The following is a 21,953-nucleotide window of genomic DNA, read 5'->3' as shown; positions in this document are numbered from 1 at the left end:
AGCAAGCTAAAGCTCGCGAATCCGGGCTAGAAAATCATCCAGCCGATTGCGGCGACGGTCGCCAACAAAGCGGCGATTCCGGCCCAGCGTGAGACGAACTGAACGAGATTTTCGAGACGGTCGGCAAGGAGCGGGGCGCCAGGCTGGGCAGCTATGTGCGTCGGCGAATCCAATTTGCTGATCGATCGGGCTGCGATGGTCGCAGCCGATTTGTGGTTCCGCATAAAATCTAAATCCCGCCCGCTCTTTCTGCGGACGGGATTACCGGATCAAAGTTAACGAAAGATGCGCAGGCGGGGCGGCGGGGCAACGGTTCGTCGCATTCGTCCCACCCCGATCATAGGGCCAATCAATAGGCGTTGCGGTGGACCAGGACGTTGAGCGTGCCCACCAGGATGCCGATGTCACGCATCAGGCTCCAGCCGTGCAGATATTCCAGGTCCGCCTCGACCCGGTTCAATATGTCGCGGCGGGTCTCGGTCGCGCCGCGGAAGCCGCGAATCTGCGCCAGGCCGGTGATGCCGGGCTTCAATGCATGGCGGTGCCAATATTGGCGGTCGACCTGCCAGAAAAGCTGGTCTTCCGCTGTCGATCCCAGGGCGTGGGGGCGCGGGCCGACCAGGCTCATCTCGCCCATCAGCACATTGATGAGCTGGGGCAGCTCGTCGATGCTGGTCTTGCGGATGAAGGCGCCGACGCGGGTGATGCGGTCGTCGTCGCGCCGGGTGGATGTGGCGCCATCCATGCCGATCTGGTTCACGCGCATGCTGCGGAACTTGAGGATGTGGAAAATGCGGTTGCCGCGTCCGATCCGTTCCTGACGGAAGAAGACCGGGCCGGGCGAGTCGAGCTTGATGAGGATGGCCACCACCGCCATCAGCGGCGCGAGCAGGATCAGCACCGGCACGGTCAGGGCGATGTCCAGCAACCGCTTCTTTGCCCGGTTGGCCAGATTCAGAGGCCCGCGCGCCACCACCAGGGTCGGCACGCCGCGACAGCTCTGGACGGCGAGCGGCGCCATCGAATCGAGGTCGGGCACGATGATTTCGCCAATGATGTTGCCGCCCTTGAGCATCTGCGCCCAATCGTCCTTGCGGTCGACGGCCGAGGCGATGACCACCCGGTCGAACTCTTCCAGGATGATGCCCAGCCGGTGCAGCATGTAGGGATCGTCTAGGTCCGGGCGCAGGCCGGCCGCGTCCGCTTCGACCACCGTCATCCCGTCGACATGATCGGGTATCACGCCGCCGTCGACGATCAGCAACTGGGCGAACAGCCCGTCGCCGAAATGACGCCGAACCGCCTGCACCATCATCGTCCGTTGCAGCATGATGAGCGCGGCGCTGCACAGGATGCCCGACGCTACGCCCAGGCGCGACAGATCGTCCGTCGCCTTCAGCGAGAAGACGACCAGCAGGAAGATGAGCAGCGTGCCGGCCAGCGCCATGATCGCGCTGCGGCAAGTGGCGGTGATGCCGGTCAGGCAGCGCGGGTTGAACGCCTGATTATGGAAGGCAAGGACGCCATAGACGATCATCCCGCCAGTCAGCGGTTGCCACAACGGGTTCGTCAGCACCGGCAGGCCCGCGACCTTCAGCCCCACCGCAAAGCCTGTGGCCAGCGCCAGCATGTCCGCGACAAGCAGCAGCAGGCACAGGATCAGCCGTATGTTCCGCAGGCTGGCTGCGGTGGCGGGCTGAAAGCGAGGAATATCTTTGATCGCCAGATCGATTTTCGACATCTGCAACCCTTTTCGCGTCATGACGTCACGCCCCGCACCATGCTGCCATGGCCGTTCGGTGATCAGGACATCCACTACGCTTTGGTTTGTGTTGATTTATGTTGCGCAGCAGCACGCCACAATAAACGGGCGCTGGCAATCGGTAGAAAGGCACGAAGACAGGCTTTTTCGACGACCTGAGCGGCGTCGTGGACATGTTGCCCCAAAGTTACGACGATCCGAGCGCGCCCACCGCTGCGCTGCGGGAGAAATGAACAGAAACAAAAGCCGTATCGCGGTCAGACCCGAATCAGCGGACGATCCACCAGCCGATCAGCAGGACCGTACCGATCAGGACCGCCGGACCCGCCCAGCGGGACAGATGCTGGACGGCCCGCTCGTAGATCGGCGTGCGATCGGTGGAAGGTGCAGTGAGGCGACCGCTGATCCGCGACAGCGGATCATGTCGGGGCGATGCGGGCTTTACGCCGCTGTCGCCAATCCTCTCCCTCGGTTCGGCCGGAAGACCTGTCATATCCGCTTTCTGTTTTCGACTCGCGGCCCATCGGCCATTTGATTCCAGCCTGTATCAGCCGTCGTCAGGATACAGGTTTTGCGGGCCGATAGCCAGTTATTGCCGAAGAAGATCGTGAAGGGGGCGTGACCCCGATCGCTACAGCCATTTGAGCTTCTTGAAACGTATGTAGAGCAGGGTGCACACCACCGCGATCACGCTCAGAACCACCGGATAACCGAAGAGAGTCTTGAGTTCGGGCATATGCTCGAAATTCATGCCATATATGCCGGCGATCGCGGTCGGCACCGCCAGGATCGCGGCCCAGGCGGCGAGTTGGCGGGTAATGTCCCCGGTGCGCTGCTGTTCGAGCAGGTTGGAGGATTCGAACACGCTGTTCAGCACCTCGCGCAGATCGTCCACCATGGTCTGGACGCGGCGCACATGGTCGCGCACGTCGCTGAAATAGGGGCGCGCCTCCGCATCGATGCAGGGCAGGTCCAGCTTGACGAATTTGGTGGCGACTTCCTGCATCGGCCCAAGGATGCGCTGGAACCGGATCAACTGGCGGCGCAGGTTGAAGATGCGCGTGATTTCATCGCGGCCAAGGAAGTGATCGATGACCTGCTGCTCCATCGTCAGCACCTCATCCTCAATCCTCTCGATGATCGGCAGATAGCCGTCGACGACGAAATCGAGGATAGCGTGGAGCACATAATCCACCCCTTGCGTCAGGCGGGACGGCACAGCCTCCAGCTCCTTGCGCAGGGTGAGATGGGCACGGGCCGATCCGTGACGGACGCTGATGATATGGCCATGGCCGACGAAGATCGCGGTTTCGCCATAGCAGATGGCGTCCCCTTCGACATGGGCGGTGCGGGCGACGATGAACAACTGATCGCCATAGATGTCGACCTTGGGCAACTGGTTGGCGTTGAGGGCATCTTCCACCGCGAGGGGGTGCAGATCATAGGCTTTGGCCAGCGTCTGCATCTCCTCCACGGTCGGGTCGGCGACGCCGATCCAGACGAACTCGGACTTGTCCTCGCTGGGTGCGACTCGCTCGTCGATCGAAACCGTCCGCACGCGCTGGCCCGCGCGGTAGAGATAAGCGGCAATGACTGTCATATTCGCTTCTGTTTCCTAGCTGTTTCCGTCGATTAGCAGAAGCTGGCGGCTCCGTCTCATTTGACTGCATTTGGCCGCATCGCTGCTTCCGCTCATATGATTTTTGCCAAAGGGGGTGGCGCCTGACTTCGGCCTGACATAGTTCGGGCAGAGAAAGGGGCGCAAGACGAAGCGCGTTGTACAGGCTGGAGAGGGCCGGCAGCGCGCACGACCGGAGCCTGACACTTGACCATAATGACAATCGATTTCGAGGCATCCTGCCTGCCCCGCCACGGACGTTCCTTCCCGATTGAGGTGGGTATCGCGGGCGACGGGATCGCGCGGAGTTGGCTGATCCGGCCGCATAAGAGCTGGGCCGGCTGGGACTGGACGGCGGAGGCGGAGGCGCTTCATGGTCTGAGTCGCGCGCGGATCGAGGCGGAAGGGCGGCCGGTCGAGACCGTGCTGGCGGAGCTGAGCTTTGCGGTGCAGGGCCGGCGGGTCATCGCCGACAGCCTGATCGATCAATATTGGCTCGACACGCTGGCGCAGGCGGTGTGTACGCCGACACCATTTCGGATCGAACATGTCGCAACCCTGTTCGACGAACAGGGCGCGGACGAGGCGCGGATCGCCGCGGCGGTCGTTCATGCCGACAGCCAGGGTGCAGTGCGGCATCGGGCGGCGGGTGACGCATTGTGGCTGGCGGCGCTGGTCGCGCATGTCGCGGGGCTGGCGCAGCCCCAGCCGGTTTTGCTCGCGGCGCAATGAGGCGCAGATAATTGCGCTAGCAATGATTTGTTACGTTCGGCCAATTACGTAGACATTCATCGGACCTACACCCGACGCAATCACCCGGTCGTTCCGGCCGGGCGCAAAGGAGTGCGTCCATGTTCCTCATAGTTGCATCGCAGTTCGTGGCCGCCATGGCCGCCGCCGTCACCCCCGTCCACAGCGCCGAAATCAGCCATGGTGCGCGGGTCTATACCGCCAGCTATCATGCCCAGCCGGCCGTCAGCCTGCGTGAAGTCGAACCGCGCTTCGCCAATCGCGGCGCGATCCCGGTGTGCCGCTGGCAGGCCGACCTGACCGTCAATCGCGCGGTTGCCGCGCAGGGCCATGCCGTACCTGCCTTCGGCAAGGCGATCCACCGCTTCGCCCCGCTTTCGGGCAGCTATGCGGGTAGCTGCACCGCCGCGCGCAGCCAGATCGACGCGGAAGTCGCCCGCTATTCGAAGGCCAAGTCAGCCGAAGCCGTGGCGGTTGCGCAGCAGGATCGCGCCGTGCTGATGAACGAACTGGACGGTGTACGTACGCTGACCATGCAGGGCGCCAAGTAGAGCGGATGAATCCGCCGCTGGTCCTGATCGCTGAAACCCAGCAGGATTTGCGACATAATGTCCGCGAATTTCTGGAGCAGAGCGGGTTTCGCGCGCTTCCTGCCGTTTCCGCGCACGATATCTTCAATGCCCTGACCAGTGCGCCGGTCGGCGTCGTCGTCCTGGACGCGGCGCTGCGTGGCTCGGATGGTCTCGATCTGTGCCGGGACGTGCGCGAACGCAGCGACGTGCCGATCATCCTGGTCGGCGCCAACAGTTCGGAGGTCGACCGGGTGGTCGGGCTGGAACTGGGCGCCGACGACTATATGGCCAAGCCCTATTCCGCGCGCGAACTCGCCGCCCGCCTGCGCGCGGTGCTGCGCCGGGGGCGGGGGGAACGGGCGCTGGGGCTGCGCCGGCAGACCCAGGCGGTCTTCGATGGCTGGGTGGTCGATTTCGCCCGGCGCGAGATTAGCGATCCGCGGGGCCAGCCGGTGGAACTGACTGCCGCGGAATTTGCGCTGCTGGCGGTGCTTCTCGATCATCCTCAGGCGGTCATTGCGCGCGCCCGGCTGATGGAACTGGCCGGCGTCCGCGATACGCCCTCGTCCGACCGCAGCATCGACGTGCTGGTCAGCCGCCTCCGCCGCAAGCTGGGGAAAAGCGGCCGGTCCGCACCGATCGTTACGGTGCGGGGGGTCGGCTATATGTTCAGCGCGGTCGTGGATCGGCGCTGAGCGCCCGTTTTCTGCGCCGATCCGCGCATTTCAGCGGCTCGGCGCGGCGAGGGCACGCTTCAATAGCCAGACATGTTATTTAACAAACCCGCTGCGCTGCAGCAAAGTCGCTTCCCTATCCTTCACATTACGCCGACCTCCCCCCTGGGCCGGCAACGCCATAGAAAGAAGAGGATAGTCTCCATGAACGAGCTTATCGGTCGCGTATTCAGTTTCGAGACCAAGGTCTTCCCGAACGAAAGCGCGCTCTACAACCAGTTGGCAAGCGATGGGCAGAGCCCCAAGGCGCTGATGATCTCGTGCGCCGACTCCCGCATCGTGCCTGAACATATCATGCAGGCGGCGCCGGGCGATCTGTTCGTCTGCCGTAACGCTGGCAACATCGTCCCTCCGCACGCCACCCAGAATGGCGGCGTCACCTCCACCGTCGAATATGCGGTGATGGTCCTGGGCGTGCGCGACATCATCGTGTGCGGCCATAGCGACTGCGGTGCGATGAAGGCGCTGTCCACGAATGCCGATCTTACCGCGATGCCCAATGTTGCTGCCTGGCTGCGTCACAGCCACGCCGCGCAACAGGTTTGCCGCGAAAGCTACCCCGATGATCTGAGCGACGTGGAAAAGCTGCGCAACATGGCGCTGGAAAATGTCGTCGCCCAGCTCGCCCATCTGCGCACGCATCCGTCGGTCGCGTCGGGGATCGCCCGGGGCGATATCGCGCTGCACGGCTGGTATGTCGACATCCATGCCGGTCAGGTGCTCGGCTTGGATGGCGAAACCGGCCGCTTCTCACCCCTGCGTGAAGGCCAACCGATGCCGATCGCACTTCCCCACGGCCGTCGCCTCGCCGGCGAAACGGTCTATGCCCAAGCGGCGGAGTAAATAATGTTGAAGGCTCTTTCCGGCGGTAATTTCGGCCGCGATTTTACGGCGTCCATCGTCGTCTTCCTGGTGGCGATGCCGCTCTGTATGGGCATCGCCGTGGCTTCCGGCGTGCCACCGGAAAGGGGCCTCATCACCGGCATCATCGGTGGTATCGTCGTCGGCGTGCTCGCGGGTTCGCCCTTGCAGGTCAGCGGCCCGGCCGCTGGCCTGGCGGTCATCGTCTTTGAAATCGTGCGGCAACAGGGACTGTCCGCTCTTGGCCCTATCCTGATCCTGGCCGGCGCGATCCAGGTCGTCGCGGGCCTGCTTCGGGTCGGTGGCTGGTTCCGCGCCATTTCGCCCGCCGTGGTGCATGGTATGCTCGCGGGCATCGGCGTGCTGATCGTGGTCGGCCAGTTCCATGTGCTGTTCGACGACAAGCCATTGTCGAGCGGCCTGCATAACCTGATCGCCATGCCGGGTCAGATATTGGGCCTGTCGAACGGTGACGCTGCTACGGCCTTCGCGGTGGGCCTCGTCACCATCTTCGGCATGTTGGGATGGGAAAAATTCCGTCCCGCCTCGTTGAAACTGGTGCCGGGCGCATTGGTCGGCGTGGTGCTGGCGACGCTCGTCGCCTTCACGCTTGGTCTGCAGGTGGCGCGCGTGACCGTGCCCGAATCGATCGTCGCGGCGGTCGCCTTGCCCGAAGCCGGTCTGCTGGCGCAGTTGATGAACCCTGCCGTCATCACCACCGCCTTCGCCATCGCCTTCATCGCCAGCGCAGAAACCCTGCTCTCGGCCGCTGCTGTCGACCGGATGCACGACGGCGTGCGCACCAACTATAACCGCGAACTGAGCGCGCAGGGTGTCGGCAACCTGCTCTGCGGCTTTGCCGGCGCGCTGCCGATGACGGGCGTCATCGTCCGCAGCTCGGCCAACGTGCAGGCCGGTGCCAAGACCCGCGTCTCGGCTATCCTGCACGGCGTCTGGATCCTGGGTTTCGTCGCGCTGCTGCCCTGGCTGCTGCGGGAGATCCCGATGGCGGCGCTGGCCGGCATCCTCGTCATCACCGGCGTCCGCCTGGTGAGCGTGGCCCACGTCAAGCATCTCTTCCACCTCTACGGTCCGCTTCCGGCCGTGGTGTGGGCGGCAACGCTGATCTGCGTCGTGGCGACCGACCTGCTGACCGGCGTGCTGGTGGGCATCGGCCTGTCGATGCTCGAACTGCTGCCGCACGCCAAGCGGCTGAGCCTGAAGGTCGAGGAAGAAAGCCGGGCCGACGCGCATGAAGTGGCGCTGCGCGGCACCGCCACCTTCCTCAGCCTGCCCAAGCTGTCGGCGAAGCTCGAATCGCTGCCGGCCGCCGGTCTGGTCATCCTGAATGTCGAGCGCCTCGGCCATATCGACCATACATGCGCGGAAATGCTGCGCGAATGGGTGGATCGCCGTCGCGGCGCGGGGGCGCCGGTCGAACTGTTCGGCGCAACCGGACGGATGCGTCAGCTCGTCGCCTGAACCAACCCCCTCAGATAGGCGACGTCTTGTGCCGCCGTGCCCCCTGGCACGGCGGCATTTTCTTGTTTCAATATGGAAACATAATAGCAATATTCATTGCGTGATAAGAAAAGAACCGTGCTTCCCATATCACAGCATCCCCGATCCTTTCGCAGGTGCGGGAAAACCGGTTTTCCTTCCGGGCGGGACAGCATAGTCCAAACGCATCCGCCGGCATCGAGGACGATCAACCAAAGATCTTCGGGCCGCTTCGGATGCAGGACGGAACATTCTTTCGTAAAGGGGAATGTTCATGAAATACCAAATCGCCTGTGTCGCCCTCGCGCTCCTTTCCAGCGCACCGGCATTCGCTCAGGAAGCACCAGCCAGCCCCATCACCGTTTCCGGCAGCGTCGCGCTGGTTTCCGACTATCGCTTCCGTGGCGTGTCGCAGACCGACAAGGGCATGGCGATCCAGGGCGGCATCACCGCGACTCATGAAAGCGGCGCCTATGTCGGCACCTGGGGGTCCAACCTGGCCGGCTGGGGCACTTTCGGTGGTTCCAGCATGGAACTGGACCTGTTCGCGGGCTATGCCATTCCGCTGGGCGGCGCGACGCTGGACGTCGGCCTGACCTGGTACATGTACCCGTCGGGCGCGGACAAGACCGACTTCGCCGAACCCTATGTCAAGCTGTCGAGCGAGTTCGGGCCGGTCAAGGGCCTGATCGGCGTCGCTTATGCGCCCAAGCAGGAAGCGCTGGGCAAATGGTATAATGATGCCGCCAGCATCGCGACCGGCATTCCCGACCATCCGGGCGCCAAGAAGGACAATTTCTACGTCTGGGGCGACGTGAGCGGCGCCGTTCCGAACACGCCGGTCTCGCTGAAGGCGCATCTGGGCTGGTCGAAGGGCAATAGCGGCCTTGGTCCGAACGGCACGTCGATTGCGCCCACGGGCAAATATCTCGACTGGTTGGTCGGCGCGGACGTCGCCATCCCCAGCACGCCGGTGACAGCGGGCATCGCCTATGTCGGCACCAATATCAGCCGTGGGGACGCCGCCTATCTGTGGCCCAACTTCGCGGACACCGACGGGTCTTCCATCGCGAAGGGCAAGATTGTGTTTTCCCTTTCCGCCGCTTTCTGACGGATGCGATTGCCGGGCCTGGTTCACCAGGCCCGGCTCTTGCCCGGCGAACGCTTTTCTCCGCCGTGACAAAGTGTTGCTGTTGTCGCGATCGGCGGTTTCGGAGGGGCGGCGCGGTTGACCCCCGTTCCGGCCGGCTCTATCTCCCCACCATGACATTTTGTGCGCTGACGTTCTCATGACCGCCCCGTCGATCATCCTCGTCGAAGACGATCCGCCGCTGCGCACGCTTACGGCCCGCGCACTCCAGGAACATGGCTATCAGGTCCGCCCCGCCTCTTCGGGACCGGAAATGTGGGTCGCCTTCGATGCTGGTCCGGTCGACCTGGTCGTGCTGGATGTCATGCTGCCCGGCACCAACGGCATCGACCTGTGCCGCCAGATCCGGCGCAAGAGCGACGTCCCCATCATCTTCATCAGCGCCAAGGGCAGCGAGACCGACCGTATCGTCGGGCTGGAACTGGGCGCCGACGATTATCTGCCCAAGCCCTTCGGCACGCGCGAGCTGATTGCGCGCATCCGCGCCATCCTGCGCCGTGTCGGCGTGGAGCGCGGCCCGGACGAGCATCGCGAAAGCGAGGCGCGTTTCGACGGCTGGAGCGTCAACTTCCCGCGCCGCGAGCTGCGATCGCCCACCGGTGGCATCGTTGACCTGACCGGCGCGGAGTTCGACCTGCTCGGCAGCTTCCTGAGCCATCCGCAGCGCGTCATCGCCCGCGAGCGCCTGATCGAATTGTCGCGCACCCGCATGGGTGACAGCAGCGATCGCAGCATCGACGTGCTGGTCAGCCGCCTGCGCCGCAAGCTGTCTACCAAGGACAAGGGCGCGCCGATCACCACTGTTCGCGGCGTTGGCTATATGTTCAACGCAGAGGTGAGCCGCGCTTGAGCTGGCATGTCAGGGGATCGCTGGGGCTGCTTGGGCGGCTTTTCGCGATCCTGCTGGTGACGGTCACGCTGGAATTTGCCGTCGGCACGATGATCTACGAGCGTGCCAGCCATCTTTCGTTGCAGGACGATGAGGCGCGGCGCCTGGCCGAGCATCTGGTGATCGCGCGCAAGCTGCTGGCCGAACAGCCCATCACCGAACGCCGGACGTTGGGCGTTCACCTCACCACCGACCGTTATGCCGTCCACTGGTCGCCAGCCGCGCCGCCGCCGCCGCCGCTGTCGCCCGAACTGGAGCGGATGCGGCGGCAGATTGTCATGTGGGAACCCAGCCTGGAAAAATCGGGCCTGTGGCTGCGCATCACGCCGGGCCGGCATTCGGAGATTAATGGCGGGCTGCAACTGCCGGACGGTAGCTGGCTCTATTTCGGGATGCATCATGGCGGCGGCAAATGGGCCTTCACCATCGGCCGGATGGGACTGGCGCTCATCCCGGTGCTGGCGTTGTTGCTGGCGGGCCTGTTGCTGATACGCCGGACGCTCGCGCCGCTGCGCGATCTGACCCACGCCACCCACAAGATCGGGCGCGGGGCGGAAGTCCTGGTGCCCGAAGCCGGGACCGCCGATGTACGCAACCTCATCACCGCCTTCAACGCGATGCAGGCGCGCATCCATCGCCTGATCGATGAGCGTACCGAAACGCTGGCTGCCGTCGGCCATGATCTGCGCACCCCGCTCGCCCGGCTGCAACTGCGGCTGGAGAGCGTCAAGGACTCTGAAGTGCAGGAAGCCATGGGCGGCGACCTGGAGGAAATGGGCGCGATGCTCGAATCGCTGCTCGCTTTCCTGGGGGGCGAAAAAGACCCCGAACCGTCCGTCCGCACCGACATTGCGGTCAGCATAGCGACCGTGGTCGACGCCTTTCAGGATCATGACCATGACGTCACCTATGAAGGGCCGGACCATCTGGAGATGGATGTGCGGGCCTTGTCGCTGCGCCGATCGGTGCGCAACCTCATCGAAAATGCGCTCCATTATGGCCAGCGCGCCCGCGTCTCCTTGGAGCGAAAGGGCAATGAGGTGCTGATCCGCGTCGACGATGACGGCCCCGGCATCCCGCGCGATCGGCTGGAGGAGGTGCTGCGGCCTTTCTCTCGCCTGGATGGCGCGCGGCAGCGCAACACGCGGGGACTCGGCCTGGGTCTCGCCATCGTGCAGAAAGCGGTCACGGCGGAGGGCGGTCAGCTCATCCTCGCCAATCGGCCCGACGGGGGGCTGCGCGCCGAAATCTGCCTCCACCTGCCCAAGTCGGTGGACCGGCGCTAAAAGAGAAACTGTTTGAAAATGCGCGGAAGAGCGCATTTTGAGACCGCATCGGCCGTCAAACGAGTCACGTGCCTCGATTGAAGGCCGATGCCGCAATGCGCCGAAAGACGCATTCCCGAACAAGCGCTAAAAGAGAAACTGTCCGGCCCCAAGCAAAACTCGTTTATCGTCACCCCCATGCCCAAGCTATGCCGGCTGCAATATAGGCATGAGGCGGATATGATGGCAGACGGATCGGAAGACGACCGCATCGTCGAGGGATATTGGGATTTGGATCAGCTTGTCGCGGACCTCAGCGCTGCGCGCAGCCGCTTGCGGCAGGCGCAGCAACATCATGCCGAATATGGCGCGGAGGGTTTCCCCTCGCGCGCCAACCTGGCGAAGATCATGCAGTCGCTGTGCGGCGCGCTCTTTCCGCTGCGCCTCGGCCCCAGCTTCGTGCGTCTTCATAATGAGGACGCCTATGTCGCCGAAACGCTGCAGACGGTGCTCAGCCGTCTCTACGGCCAGATCAGGCTGGAGCTTATCTACGCGCTGAGGGATGAACCCGCGCCCGTGGTCGACCGGGAAGCCGCGCGCATCATCAGCGGCTTCGCGCAGGGCTTGCCTGCCCTGCGCGTGCTGCTCGACACCGATGTCGATGCCGCCTTCCTGGGCGATCCCGCCGCGCGCAGCGTGGACGAGGTGCTGATCTGCTACCCCTCGATGCTGGCGATCATCCATCACCGGCTGGCGCACAGGCTTCACGAGCTGGGCGCGCCGCTGGTGGCGCGGATCATTTCGGAGATCGCCCATGGCAAGACCGGGATCGACATCCATCCCGGCGCGAAGATCGGCCAGTCCTTCTTCATCGACCATGGCACCGGCGTCGTCATCGGCGAAACGGCGATCGTCGGCGACCGGGTGCGCCTGTATCAGGGCGTGACGCTGGGCGCACGCAGCTTTCCGGCCGACGAGAAGGGCCAGCTTGAAAAGGCGTTGCCGCGTCACCCTATCATCGAGGATGACGTGGTCGTCTATGCCGGCGCGACAATCCTGGGGCGGATCATCGTCGGCAGCCGGTCGGTCATCGGCGGCAATGTCTGGCTGACCGACAGCGTGCCCGCGGACAGCAATGTCCGCCAGGCCAAGGCCCATTATGAAGTGACGAGCCGGGTCGAAGTCTCCGCCCCCCACCGCGTCCACGCCCTGCTGGAGAGTACGGACGGCATAGGGGAGAATATCTGAAACTCCTTCTCCCCCCTACCTTACTTCACTTCGTCATCCCCGCGAAGGCGGGGATCCATCTCCCAAGCGTGGCGCTTGGTGCAAGGCAGGGAGATGGGTTCCCGCATTCGCGGGAATGACGTGAAATGAGAGTTCGCGCGATTCCCCTGCAGGGGGATCGTTACTGCGCGCAACTATCCCCATCGCCCGCGACCAGATCCAGGCAACGCCCGTCAATCTCCCCTTTGGGCACGGGCAGGTGGATCAGCGCGGCGAGGCTAGGCATGATGTCGACCGTCTCGACACCCAGCGGCTGTTCGAAATGCCGCATTCCCTTGCGCCAGAAAAGGATCGGGACGCGGCGATCCGTGTCCCAGGGCGATCCATGGGTCGCGACCGCGCCCATCACCGCCTGTTCGGGGATCGACATGACGCGCGGCTTGAGCAGCAGCAGCAGGTCGCCCGATCGTTCGGGGTCGAAGCTGGCGCGCGCTTCCTGGATCAGGCTCCAGCTTTCCGGCGGGCCGGAGGGGGAGGGGGTGGCGGCGATCTCCGCCTTGGTGAAGACCACCTGCACCTGGGGATGGGCGCGCAGCAGCTTGAGCGTCTCGGCTTCCACGCGCGCACGCTGGGCGGCGGTCAGCCCCTTGTCGAAATAGAGGTCGCCCGCAGGGCCATCGCTCCAGATCACTTTCTTGCCGGGTAACCCCGCTTTTTCGGCGATGGCTGTGTTGAGCGCCTTGGGCGTCAGCGCCATGTCGACGCGCTGTTCCATCGGCATGGCGTTCTGGCGGTGGCGTTCGGGCAGGTCATGGCCGCCATGGTCGGCGGTCAGCACCACGACATAGTCGATCCCGTCCTTGTCCAGCCGGTCGAAGAAGGCGCCCAGTTCGGTGTCGAGCCGGTCGACCTGGATGCAGCTTTCGGTGCCTTCGGTGCCATAGGTGTGGCCGACATAGTCGGTCGCCGACAGGCCGATCGAGATGATGTCGGTCTGCGCCTGCTTGCCCAGGTCCATATTCTCGATCGCGGCGGCGGCGAAGGCCAGGGTCATGGCGTCCTGCTCAGGCGAGATACGGAAGCCCTTATAATCGCCTGCTTCGCGCGCGAAACGGCCGGTGCCGACGGTGCGGTTGCCGGCCTGCACCGGGAAATCCTTCGACACGCACTGGGCGGGCAGTTCGAAGCCGGGATTGGGCTGGGCGAGCCGCTGGGCGAAGACTTCGTTCACCTTGGCGACCAGCGGCGGGGTGGCGATGCCCTTGTAGCTGACATAGCCTTGCGCGCCGCCGAGCCACCAGACCTGATCGGCGGTCCCGCCGCCCATCATGATCGCCGCGCGATCCTTGCCCGCGACCGACACGACGCGGGTCGCGGGATTGGCGGCCTTCATCCGGCCGCCCAGCGTCGGCACCTTCAGGTGAATGGGAGAGGCGACATAATTGTCGCTGCTGCTGCCGGGCTGGTTCTCATCCTCGGCGCAATAGATATTCTTGTCTGCACGCTTGGCGTTCAGGTCGAACCAGTTGTTGGCGATGATGCCGGTGCGCGACGGGCGGCTGCCGGTCAGGATGGTCGAATGGCCGGGGCAGGTCTCGGTCGCGGCATGGCTCTGATAGCCGCGCGGAAAGACCGCGCCCTCGGTCGTCAGGCGCTTGAGGCCGCCGCTATAATATTGGCGATATTCGCTGAACAGGTCCGCGGAAAACTGGTCCACGCTGATCGCGACGATCAGCTTTGGCGGGGTCGCGGAGACGGTCGCGGGCGCTGCTGCCGGCGTGGGGCTTTGCGCCACGACGGGCATGGCAGTGGCGAGCAATAGGGCAGCGGCGACTTTCTTCATCATATCATCATCCCGAAACAACGAGCCATAGATCCTCCCCTGGAAGGGGAGGATGATAGGAGATGTCGCCATCATCGGCGAGCACCCGGTTCCATCTCTCCAGCCTTGACGGCGGATAGGGAGCGACCTAGCCCCCTTGCATCCACGCGACCAGAGGCCCGATGCGCATTTTTCAAGTCATATTGATGACGCTTGCCCTGCTGACGGGCCTGTCTGCCGCACAGGCGCAAAGCGCCTTTGGCGGCGGGACAGCGCATATCGCGGCACAACTCGACAGCGAAAGCATCACGCCCGCACCGGGCAAGGGCACGACCATCGCCTTCGCCATGGCGCCTGAGTCGGGCTGGCACGGCTATTGGGAAAATCCCGGCGACGCGGGCCTTGGCATGACCGTGGACTGGACACTGCCCAAGGGAGTGAGCGTCGGCCCGCTGCGTTATCCGGTGCCGGAGACATTGCTGATCTCTGGCCTGATGAACCATGTCTATGAAGGCCCCTATGCGGTGCTGGCGGCCCTGAAAGTCGCGCCCGATGTCGCGCCCGGCACCCGCCTGCCGGTGCGGGTCAAGGCGCAGTGGCTGGCCTGCACCGACAAGGTGTGCGTGCCTGAAAGCGGCGAACTGACGCTCGACCTGGTGGCGGGCGACGGCACTGTCGCGCCAGCCGTGCGCGTGCGCTTCGACGGTTGGCGCACCCATCTGCCCCGGCCGCTGGGGTCGGAAGCGGCTTATGCGGTGAAGGACGGCAAGCTGCGCCTGTCGGTGCCGTTCCCCGCCAGCGCGCAGGCGAGCGACATCCATCTCTTCCCGTTGGCCGAAGGGCTGGCCCGCTATGCCGCGCCGCAGAGCGTGACGCGGCAGGGCGATCGACTGCTGATCGAGACGGATGCGGGCGAGGGCGGCAAGGGTGGTACCGTTCAGGCGGTGCTGCGGACCGGCGATCATGTCGGATTCCTGCTGACGGCCAGGCCCGGCGACGTGGCTGCTGCGTCCGGCGACAGCGGGGGAGGCAGCGGCCAGTGGAGTGCGATCCTCGTGGCGCTGGGCGGGGCGCTGCTGGGCGGACTGCTGCTCAATATCATGCCCTGCGTCTTCCCGATCCTGGGCCTGAAAGCGATGAAGCTGGCTAAGGCGGGCGGCGATGAACGCATCGTGCGGCGGGAGGCGCTGGCCTATACGCTGGGCGTCATCCTGACCTGTCTGGCGCTAGGCGGCCTGTTGCTGGGCTTGCGCGCGGCGGGCACCGCAGTCGGCTGGGCGTTCCAGTTGCAAGACCCGCGCATCATCCTGGCGCTGCTGCTGCTGGTGACGGCGATCGCCTTCAACCTCGCCGGTCTGTTCGACCTGAGCGCCTATGGCGGTGGCGAAGGATTGGCGGGCAAGGGCGGACTGGCCGGTTCCTTCTGGACCGGCGCACTGATCGCCTTCGTCGCCACGCCCTGCACCGGCCCCTTCATGGCGGCGGCGATGGGGGCGGCGCTGTTGCTGCCCCTGCCTGCCGCGCTGGCAGTATTCGCCGGGCTGGGGCTTGGGCTGGCGTTGCCCTTCCTGCTGCTCGCCTATGTTCCGGCTCTTCGCAATCGTTTGCCTAAGCCGGGCGGCTGGATGGGCCGTTTCCAGAAGATCCTCGCCATCCCCATGTTCCTGACCGCGCTGGGCCTTGCATGGCTGCTGGGGCAGCAACGCGGTGTGTCGGGCATGACGATCGGCCTTGGCGCGGCGCTGCTGCTGGCGCTGTTGCTGTGGTGGCTTGGCGGTCGCCAGCGACTGGGCAAGGGCGGCGGGCTGATCGCCGCAGCAGCGGGCATTGCCCTGCTCGCCGGCGCGAGTTTTGCCCTGCCGGCCAGCGCGCCCGCCATCGCCGAAAACAGCGCCGAAGCTGTCCGCTTCGATGTCGCGAAACTCGCCGATCTGCGCGCCGCCAACACACCGGTCTTCCTCTATTTCACCGCCGACTGGTGCCTGACCTGCAAGGCGAACGAGGCCGCCGCCATCGATCGCGCCGAAACCCGCGCCGCCTTCAAAAAAGCGGGCGTCACGGTGATGATCGGCGACTGGACCAATGCCGATCCTGCCATCACCCGTTTCCTCGAAAGTCAGGGCCGGTCGGGCGTGCCGCTCTATCTCTGGTATGCGCCGGGCAAGGATGCCCAGACCCTGCCGCAATTGTTGACTCCTGCTACGCTTACGGGCCTTGTCGGCTGATGGCCAAGGTGCGGGCGGACCAGTTGCTGGTCGATTCCGGCCTCGCCGAAAGCCGGGCGCGGGCGCAGGCGCTGATCCTCGCCGGCCTCGTCTTCCTGGGCGACAGGAAGATCGAGAAGGCCGGGCAGCAGGTGCCCGAAGGCACGGAGCTGGACGTACGCGGCCGCGACCATCCCTGGGTGTCGCGGGGCGGTATCAAGCTCGCCCACGCGCTGGAAGAGTTCGCGATCGACGTGACCGGCATGGTCGCGATCGACGTCGGTTCCTCGACCGGCGGTTTTACCGATGTGCTGCTGACCCATGGCGCGACGAAGGTCTATGCCGTGGACAGCGGCACCAACCAGCTTGCGTGGAAACTGCGCTCCGACGATCGGGTGATCGTCCATGAACAGACCAGCGCCCGCATCCTGACCGACGCCCATATCCCGGAAACCGTCGACATCATCGTTTGCGACGCCAGCTTCATCAGTCTTGCCAAAGTGCTGGAAAAGCCGATCACTTTCGCCCGGCCCGGCGCCCATCTGGTCGCGCTCATCAAGCCGCAGTTCGAAGCGCGGCGCGAGGAAGTGGGCAAGAATGGCGTGGTGCGCGATCCCGCCGTGCATGACCGGGTCTGCGCCGAAGTGCAGGACTGGGTTCGGACCCAGGGCTGGGCTGTCTCCAGCTTGACGCAAAGTCCGATTACCGGGCCGCAGGGCAATGTCGAATTTCTTATCCATGCGCGGCTTGGTGGATAATCGACGCATGTTCGTTCTCAGCCCCCGACACATATTGTTACATCTCGCGACAAAGCTCCCATTGTGTCGCCCTGAAAGGCCCGATAGCCCTCCGTCATGCGTTCGTTCCTGCCCGTCATTCTCACAGCCCTTTGCCTTGCCGGTTGTAACGGCGAGAAGCAGCAGAAACCGCGCGCCGTGCCGCTGGTGGAAGCCAGCCCGATCGCGCCCGCCAGCTTCACCGATAATGTGGAGGCGGTCGGCACCGCGCTCGCCAATGAGCAGGTGGTGCTTTCCGCGCCGGTGACGGAGCGGATCACCGCGCTCAACTTCGCAGATGGCGGCTTCGTGGCGAAGGGGCAAGTGATCGCCACGCTCGCCATCGGCCAGGAAAAGGCCGAGCTCGCCTCGGCCGAGGCTACCGCGCTACAGGCGGGCCAGCAGCTTCAGCGTATCCAGGCATTGAAGGCGCGCGGCTTTGCCACCGGCGCGACGCTGGAGCAGCAGACGGCGCTCGCCAGTGCCGCCCGCGCCAATGCGGACCTCGCCCGTGCCTCGATCGGCGACCGTATCATCCGCGCGCCCTTTGCCGGCTGGGTCTCCTTGCGCACCGTGTCGCCTGGCGCGATCGTCACCGCCGGTACGCCGATCGCCACCGTCAGCGACATCAGCCGGATCAAGCTGGACTTCACTGTCCCCGAAACCCGCCTGTCGATGCTTCGCGAAGGAATGCCGATCAAGGCCGTTTCCGCCGCCTGGCCCGACCGGCCGTTCAACGGCGTCATCGCCACCATCGACCCGGTGATCGACCCCGCGACCCGCGCGGTCCGGGTACGCGCCATCCTGCCCAATCCCGACAAGGCGCTGAAACCCGGTATGCTCCTGACCGTCAGCGTGCTCGCGCGCCAGCGTCAGTCGCTTGCCGTACCGGAACTGGCGGTGATCGGCGACGGCGATGAACGTTTCGTCTTCGTCATCGAGGACCGCATCGCCAAGCGGGTGAAGGTCAACACCGGCATCCGCCAGAACGGCCTGGTGGAAATCACCAGCGGGATAACGCCCGGCCAGACCGTCGTGACCGAAGGTGTCGTCAAGCTGACCGATGGCGTGACCGTGCGTCTGGCGGGGGACAAGTCCAAGGCCGCCGGCTCCAAGAGCGCCGGTTAAGGGACGCGGCGCCATGCAGCTTTCCGACCTTTCCGTCCGCCGCCCCGTTTTCGCCGCCGTCGTCGCGGTGCTGCTCTGTATCGTCGGCGTGGTTGGCTGGATGAGCCTGTCGGTGCGCGAATATCCCGACACCGACCCGCCGATCGTATCGGTTGAAACCACCTATACCGGCGCGGCGGCGTCGGTTGTGGAAACCCGCATCACCCAGTTGATCGAGGATGCGGTCGCGGGTGTGCAGGGCATCCAGACCATCACCTCGACCTCGCAGGACGGCACGTCCAACATCAATATCGAATTCGACCCCTCGCGCGACATCGACAGCGCCGCCAATGACGTGCGCGACCGGGTGGGTTCGGTGGTGGAGGATCTGCCGGAAGACGCGCTGGCGCCGGAAATCCGCAAGGTGGATTCCGATGCCCGTTCCATCCTCTTCCTCGCCTTTTCCCGCCCCGGCTGGTCGCCGATCCGGATCAGCGACTATCTTGACCGCACCGTCGCCGACCGTTTCGCCGCGATCGACGGGGTGGCGCGCGTCACCATCGGTGGCGAGGCGCGGCCCTCCACCCGTATCTGGTTCAACGCGGAAAAGCTGGCCGCCTTCGGCCTGACCCCCGCCGATGTCGAGGCGGCGCTGCGTACCCAGAATGTCGAGCTGCCCGCCGGTCGCTTCGAATCGAAGGACCAGAACCAGACGTTGCGCGTCGAACGGCCCTTCGCCACGCCCGATCAGTTCGCGCAACTGGTCGTCGGCCGGGGCGCGGATGGCTATCTGGTGAAGCTGGGCGATGTCGCCCGGATCGAGGAGGGGGCGGAGAATCCCTATAGCAGCTTCCGGTCCAACCAGGGCACGGCGATCGGCATCGGCATCATCCGCCAGTCGGGCGCCAACACGCTGGAAGTGGCGCAGAAGGCGAAGGCGCTGCTCGAAGAGCTGAAGCCCACCCTGCCGCAGGGGATGCGCGTTGCCATCGGCACCGACGAATCGCTGTTCATCGAACGGGCGATCGACAATGTCTATGACACGCTGATCGAGGCGGCGCTGCTCGTCATCCTCGTCATCTTCCTGTTCCTGGGATCGGTGCGCGCGACGATCATCCCGGCGGTGACGGTGCCGATCTGCCTGCTCGCCACCTGTGCGGTGATGTGGCTGCTGGGCCTGTCGATCAATCTGCTGACCCTGCTCGCCTTCGTCCTCGCCATCGGCCTGGTGGTGGACGACGCCATCGTCGTGCTGGAAAATGTCTATCACCGCGTCGAACAGGGCGACGATCCGCTGGTCGCCGCCTATCTTGGCACGCGGCAGGTGGGCTTCGCCATCATCTCGACCACCTTGGTCGTCTGCGCCGTGTTCGTGCCGGTCATGTTCCTGGCGGGCCAGACCGGCCTGCTCTTCCGCGAACTCGCCATCGCGATGATCGCGGCGATTGCTTTCTCCGGTTTCATCTCGCTCAGTCTCGCGCCGATGCTCTGTTCGAAGCTGCTCAAAAATGCCGAACGTGGGCGGCTGGCGCGCTGGATCGACGATCGGTTCCAGCGGCTGGAAAGGGGCTATGCGCGCTGGCTGGACGGTGCGCTGAGGAAGCCGTTGCTGCCGCTGCTGGGCGTGCTGCTGTTCCTGGGCGTGGCGGGTTTCTTTTTCACCCGCCTGCCGACCGAACTGGCGCCCGCCGAAGATACCGGTGTGGTCGAAGCGCAGATCAGCGCGCCCGAAGGCACCGGCTTCGCCCGGATGATGGCCTATATGAAGAAGATCGAGGATGATCTCGCCTTCCTGCGCAAGGACGGGACGCTCCAGAATCTCGTCATCCGTACGCCTGCGGGCTTCGGCACGACCGACGATTTCAACGGCGGCAACGTCATCGCCTTCCTCCGCCCCTGGGAGGATCGCAGCATCACCACGAGCGAGGTCGCGACCATCATCAACCGGGTGATCGCCGATCAGCCGGGCGTGCGTGGTAACGCCGCGCCGCGATCGGGGCTGGGCCGCGGGCGTGGCCTGCCGGTCAATATCGTGCTGGCCGGTTCCACCTATGAAGGGCTGGTCGCCGCGCGTGACCGGATCATGGCCGCCGCTGCCGCCTATCCTGGCCTCATCAACGTGGACAGCGACTATAAGGAAACCAAGCCGCAGATGCGGATCGAAACCGATCTGCAGCGCGCCGGCGACCTGGGCGTGTCGGTCAACGACGTCAGCCAGGCGCTGCAAAGCCTGCTCGGTTCGCGCCGCGTCACCACCTATGTCGACCGGGGCGAGGAGTATCGCGTGCTGGTGCAGGCGGAGGAGGAAGGCCGCCGGACCAAAGCCGATCTGGAACGGATCAACGTGCGCAGCCGTACCGGCGCGCTGGTGCCGTTGTCGGCGCTGGTCACGATCCGCGAAGTGGCGGGGCCGCGCCAGCTCAACCGCTACAACAAACTGCGCGCCATCACCCTGACGGCGGCGCTGGCGCCCGGCACCTCGCTGGGCGAGGCGTTGAGCTTCCTGGAGGATCAGGCGCGTCAGTCCCCCGAAGTGCTGGCGATCGGCTATCGCGGTGAAAGCCAGTCGCTGCGGGAAACCGGCGGGTCGATCTGGCTGGTCTTCGGCCTCACCATCCTGCTGGTCTATCTGCTGCTCGCCGCCCAGTTCGAAAGTTTCGTCCATCCCGGCGTCATTATCGCCACCGTGCCGCTGGCGGTGGCGGGCGGCGCATTGGGGCTGGCGATCACAGGGGGATCGATCAATCTCTATAGCCAGATCGGCATCGTCATGCTGGTGGGTCTGGCGGCCAAGAACGGCATATTGATCGTCGAGTTCGCCAACCAGTTGCGTGACGAGGGGCTGGAGATTGCCGAAGCGATCCGCGAAGCGGCGAAACGCCGCCTGCGCCCGATCCTGATGACCTCGATCGCGACCGTGATCGGCGCGGTGCCGCTGGTTCTGCGCGGCGGGGCGGGGGCGGCGGCGCGCCATTCGATCGGCGTGGTGGTGGTGTTCGGCGTCAGCCTGGCGACGCTTATCACGCTCTTCCTGATCCCGATCTTCTATTCGCGCGTTGCCAAGCGCACGGTTTCTCCGCAAACCGTCAGCCGTAAACTGGATTCGGCGCTCAAGGATTCACCCGAACCGGCCGAGTGACATGCGTGGGGGAGTGTTGCTTTCGATGAACGAGATTGCGTCCCAGGGTCAATTGCGCCTTGCCTATCTGCGGTGGGCGCTGGTCACGGTGCCTGCCATCCTCTTTTTGGGATTTCTGTCCGGCAGGCTTGCCAATAGCGGTTATGGCAATCGCTGGTTCGCTGCGCTGGAAAAACCGGCGCTGATGCCGCCAGGCTGGGCGTTCGATGCCGCCTGGACGATTTGCTACGGGCTGATGGCGCTGGCCTTCGCCGTCATACTTCATGCGCGCGGTGCGAAGGGACGGGTGCCTGCCATCATCCTGTTCCTGGTGCAATTGCTGCTCAACCTGGCCTGGTCGCTGATCTTTTTCCGCGCGCATCAGGTGGATAGCGCGCTGGCGCTGATCCTGATCCTGTTCGTCGCGGTGGCGGCGACGACGGCGCTTTTCTGGCGTATCCGGCGGCTCGCGGGCGTGCTGATGCTGCCCTGTCTCTGCTGGCTGGCGTTCGCTTGCCTTCTCACCTATGAGATCGGCCGCCTGAACCCGGACGCGGCAACCCTTGTCGCTCCGGCACTCAAGACCCAGATATGAATT

At 64.8% G+C, this 21,953-nt stretch carries 18 protein-coding genes; 14 read left to right on the top strand and 4 right to left on the bottom strand.

Translation table 11 applies throughout. From position 1 onward, the window contains the following. Window positions 1-349: 349 nt before the first annotated feature. From MOK15_RS08455 to MOK15_RS08445, 3 genes are all read right to left on the bottom strand, one after another. Window positions 350-1,741 carry a sugar transferase gene (locus tag MOK15_RS08455; RefSeq protein WP_242931200.1) on the bottom strand — a complete coding sequence of 464 codons (1,392 nt, stop codon included), beginning with the start codon at window positions 1,739-1,741 and terminating at the stop codon, window positions 350-352. A gap of 289 nt (window positions 1,742-2,030) precedes the next feature. Beyond that, window positions 2,031-2,255 carry a hypothetical protein gene (locus tag MOK15_RS08450; protein ID WP_242931199.1) on the bottom strand — a complete coding sequence of 75 codons (225 nt, stop codon included), beginning with the start codon at window positions 2,253-2,255 and terminating at the stop codon, window positions 2,031-2,033. Window positions 2,256-2,393: 138 nt separating this feature from the next. Then, complete coding sequence (locus MOK15_RS08445; RefSeq protein ID WP_242931198.1) at window positions 2,394-3,362, bottom strand: magnesium and cobalt transport protein CorA; 969 nt, start codon at window positions 3,360-3,362, stop codon at window positions 2,394-2,396. Window positions 3,363-3,596: 234 nt separating this feature from the next. Here MOK15_RS08445 and MOK15_RS08440 point away from each other — a divergent pair, with 234 nt between their 5' ends. The 9 genes from MOK15_RS08440 to epsC all read left to right on the top strand — a co-directional run bounded on the left by MOK15_RS08440 (window position 3,597) and on the right by epsC (window position 12,349). Beyond that, entirely contained in the window at window positions 3,597-4,112 is a 516-nt protein-coding gene (locus tag MOK15_RS08440; protein ID WP_242932690.1) for a hypothetical protein, read from the top strand. Between the two features lie 119 nt (window positions 4,113-4,231). Then, on the top strand, window positions 4,232-4,681 hold the full coding sequence (locus MOK15_RS08435; protein ID WP_242931197.1) for a hypothetical protein: 450 nt from the start codon (window positions 4,232-4,234) through the stop codon (window positions 4,679-4,681). 5 nt (window positions 4,682-4,686) lie between these two features. Continuing rightward, window positions 4,687-5,397, top strand: a complete 711-nt coding sequence (locus MOK15_RS08430) for a response regulator transcription factor (RefSeq protein ID WP_242931196.1) — start codon at window positions 4,687-4,689, stop codon at window positions 5,395-5,397. A 183-nt stretch (window positions 5,398-5,580) separates the two neighbouring features. Further along, window positions 5,581-6,279: a carbonic anhydrase gene (locus MOK15_RS08425; RefSeq protein WP_242931195.1), complete on the top strand. Its 699-nt coding sequence runs from the start codon at window positions 5,581-5,583 to the stop codon at window positions 6,277-6,279. Between the two features lie 3 nt (window positions 6,280-6,282). Beyond that, the gene (locus MOK15_RS08420) at window positions 6,283-7,779 is read left to right on the top strand and encodes a SulP family inorganic anion transporter (RefSeq protein WP_242931194.1); all 1,497 of its coding nucleotides are present in this window, start codon (window positions 6,283-6,285) and stop codon (window positions 7,777-7,779) included. A 286-nt stretch (window positions 7,780-8,065) separates the two neighbouring features. Continuing rightward, window positions 8,066-8,908 carry a TorF family putative porin gene (locus MOK15_RS08415; protein ID WP_242931193.1) on the top strand — a complete coding sequence of 281 codons (843 nt, stop codon included), beginning with the start codon at window positions 8,066-8,068 and terminating at the stop codon, window positions 8,906-8,908. A gap of 178 nt (window positions 8,909-9,086) precedes the next feature. Then, window positions 9,087-9,797, top strand: coding sequence for a response regulator transcription factor (locus tag MOK15_RS08410; protein ID WP_242931192.1), 711 nt, complete (start codon window positions 9,087-9,089; stop codon window positions 9,795-9,797). Beyond that, on the top strand, window positions 9,794-11,122 hold the full coding sequence (locus tag MOK15_RS08405; protein WP_242931191.1) for an ATP-binding protein: 1,329 nt from the start codon (window positions 9,794-9,796) through the stop codon (window positions 11,120-11,122). The genes MOK15_RS08410 and MOK15_RS08405 overlap by 4 nt, the downstream gene beginning before the upstream one ends. Window positions 11,123-11,341: 219 nt before the next feature. Beyond that, window positions 11,342-12,349, top strand: a complete 1,008-nt coding sequence (epsC, locus tag MOK15_RS08400; protein ID WP_242931190.1) for a serine O-acetyltransferase EpsC — start codon at window positions 11,342-11,344, stop codon at window positions 12,347-12,349. Window positions 12,350-12,509: 160 nt separating this feature from the next. On the opposite strand, the gene MOK15_RS08395 is transcribed toward epsC, so the two are convergent. Further along, a complete protein-coding gene (locus tag MOK15_RS08395; RefSeq protein WP_242931189.1) occupies window positions 12,510-14,174 on the bottom strand; it encodes an alkaline phosphatase family protein in 1,665 nt (554 codons plus the stop codon). Between the two features lie 158 nt (window positions 14,175-14,332). Between MOK15_RS08395 and MOK15_RS08390 the strand changes: the two genes are divergently transcribed. The 5 genes from MOK15_RS08390 to MOK15_RS08370 all read left to right on the top strand — a co-directional run bounded on the left by MOK15_RS08390 (window position 14,333) and on the right by MOK15_RS08370 (window position 21,950). Continuing rightward, a complete protein-coding gene (locus MOK15_RS08390) occupies window positions 14,333-16,375 on the top strand; it encodes a protein-disulfide reductase DsbD domain-containing protein (protein WP_242931188.1) in 2,043 nt (680 codons plus the stop codon). Beyond that, on the top strand, window positions 16,375-17,112 hold the full coding sequence (locus tag MOK15_RS08385; RefSeq protein WP_242931187.1) for a TlyA family RNA methyltransferase: 738 nt from the start codon (window positions 16,375-16,377) through the stop codon (window positions 17,110-17,112). Before MOK15_RS08390 ends, MOK15_RS08385 begins: the two co-directional genes overlap by 1 nt. 96 nt (window positions 17,113-17,208) lie before the next feature. Further along, window positions 17,209-18,258 carry an efflux RND transporter periplasmic adaptor subunit gene (locus tag MOK15_RS08380; protein WP_242931186.1) on the top strand — a complete coding sequence of 350 codons (1,050 nt, stop codon included), beginning with the start codon at window positions 17,209-17,211 and terminating at the stop codon, window positions 18,256-18,258. 13 nt (window positions 18,259-18,271) lie between these two features. Further along, on the top strand, window positions 18,272-21,376 hold the full coding sequence (locus MOK15_RS08375) for an efflux RND transporter permease subunit (protein WP_242931185.1): 3,105 nt from the start codon (window positions 18,272-18,274) through the stop codon (window positions 21,374-21,376). A 25-nt stretch (window positions 21,377-21,401) separates the two neighbouring features. Then, on the top strand, window positions 21,402-21,950 hold the full coding sequence (locus MOK15_RS08370; protein ID WP_242931184.1) for a TspO/MBR family protein: 549 nt from the start codon (window positions 21,402-21,404) through the stop codon (window positions 21,948-21,950). Window positions 21,951-21,953 lie beyond the last annotated feature (3 nt).

The organism is Sphingobium sp. BYY-5 (assembly GCF_022758885.1).
GTDB lineage: Bacteria > Pseudomonadota > Alphaproteobacteria > Sphingomonadales > Sphingomonadaceae > Sphingobium.
Note: the sequence above shows the minus strand (reverse complement) of the source record. Positions and strands in the feature narration are given on the sequence as shown.

Excerpts from the sequence above, each read along its gene's own strand:
- MOK15_RS08375 (WP_242931185.1), top strand. The coding sequence starts at position 18,272 with ATGCAGCTTTCCGACCTTTCCGTCCGCCGCCCCGTTTTCGCCGCCGTC.
- MOK15_RS08445 (WP_242931198.1), bottom strand. The coding sequence starts at position 3,362 with ATGACAGTCATTGCCGCTTATCTCTACCGCGCGGGCCAGCGCGTGCGG.
- MOK15_RS08415 (WP_242931193.1), top strand. The coding sequence starts at position 8,066 with ATGTTCATGAAATACCAAATCGCCTGTGTCGCCCTCGCGCTCCTTTCC.
- MOK15_RS08435 (WP_242931197.1), top strand. The coding sequence starts at position 4,232 with ATGTTCCTCATAGTTGCATCGCAGTTCGTGGCCGCCATGGCCGCCGCC.
- MOK15_RS08370 (WP_242931184.1), top strand. The coding sequence starts at position 21,402 with ATGAACGAGATTGCGTCCCAGGGTCAATTGCGCCTTGCCTATCTGCGG.
- MOK15_RS08425 (WP_242931195.1), top strand. The coding sequence starts at position 5,581 with ATGAACGAGCTTATCGGTCGCGTATTCAGTTTCGAGACCAAGGTCTTC.
- MOK15_RS08385 (WP_242931187.1), top strand. The coding sequence starts at position 16,375 with ATGGCCAAGGTGCGGGCGGACCAGTTGCTGGTCGATTCCGGCCTCGCC.
- MOK15_RS08455 (WP_242931200.1), bottom strand. The coding sequence starts at position 1,741 with ATGTCGAAAATCGATCTGGCGATCAAAGATATTCCTCGCTTTCAGCCC.
- MOK15_RS08450 (WP_242931199.1), bottom strand. The coding sequence starts at position 2,255 with ATGACAGGTCTTCCGGCCGAACCGAGGGAGAGGATTGGCGACAGCGGC.
- MOK15_RS08440 (WP_242932690.1), top strand. The coding sequence starts at position 3,597 with ATGACAATCGATTTCGAGGCATCCTGCCTGCCCCGCCACGGACGTTCC.
- epsC (WP_242931190.1), top strand. The coding sequence starts at position 11,342 with ATGATGGCAGACGGATCGGAAGACGACCGCATCGTCGAGGGATATTGG.
- MOK15_RS08410 (WP_242931192.1), top strand. The coding sequence starts at position 9,087 with ATGACCGCCCCGTCGATCATCCTCGTCGAAGACGATCCGCCGCTGCGC.
- MOK15_RS08380 (WP_242931186.1), top strand. The coding sequence starts at position 17,209 with ATGCGTTCGTTCCTGCCCGTCATTCTCACAGCCCTTTGCCTTGCCGGT.
- MOK15_RS08430 (WP_242931196.1), top strand. The coding sequence starts at position 4,687 with ATGAATCCGCCGCTGGTCCTGATCGCTGAAACCCAGCAGGATTTGCGA.
- MOK15_RS08395 (WP_242931189.1), bottom strand. The coding sequence starts at position 14,174 with ATGATGAAGAAAGTCGCCGCTGCCCTATTGCTCGCCACTGCCATGCCC.
- MOK15_RS08420 (WP_242931194.1), top strand. The coding sequence starts at position 6,283 with ATGTTGAAGGCTCTTTCCGGCGGTAATTTCGGCCGCGATTTTACGGCG.
- MOK15_RS08390 (WP_242931188.1), top strand. The coding sequence starts at position 14,333 with ATGCGCATTTTTCAAGTCATATTGATGACGCTTGCCCTGCTGACGGGC.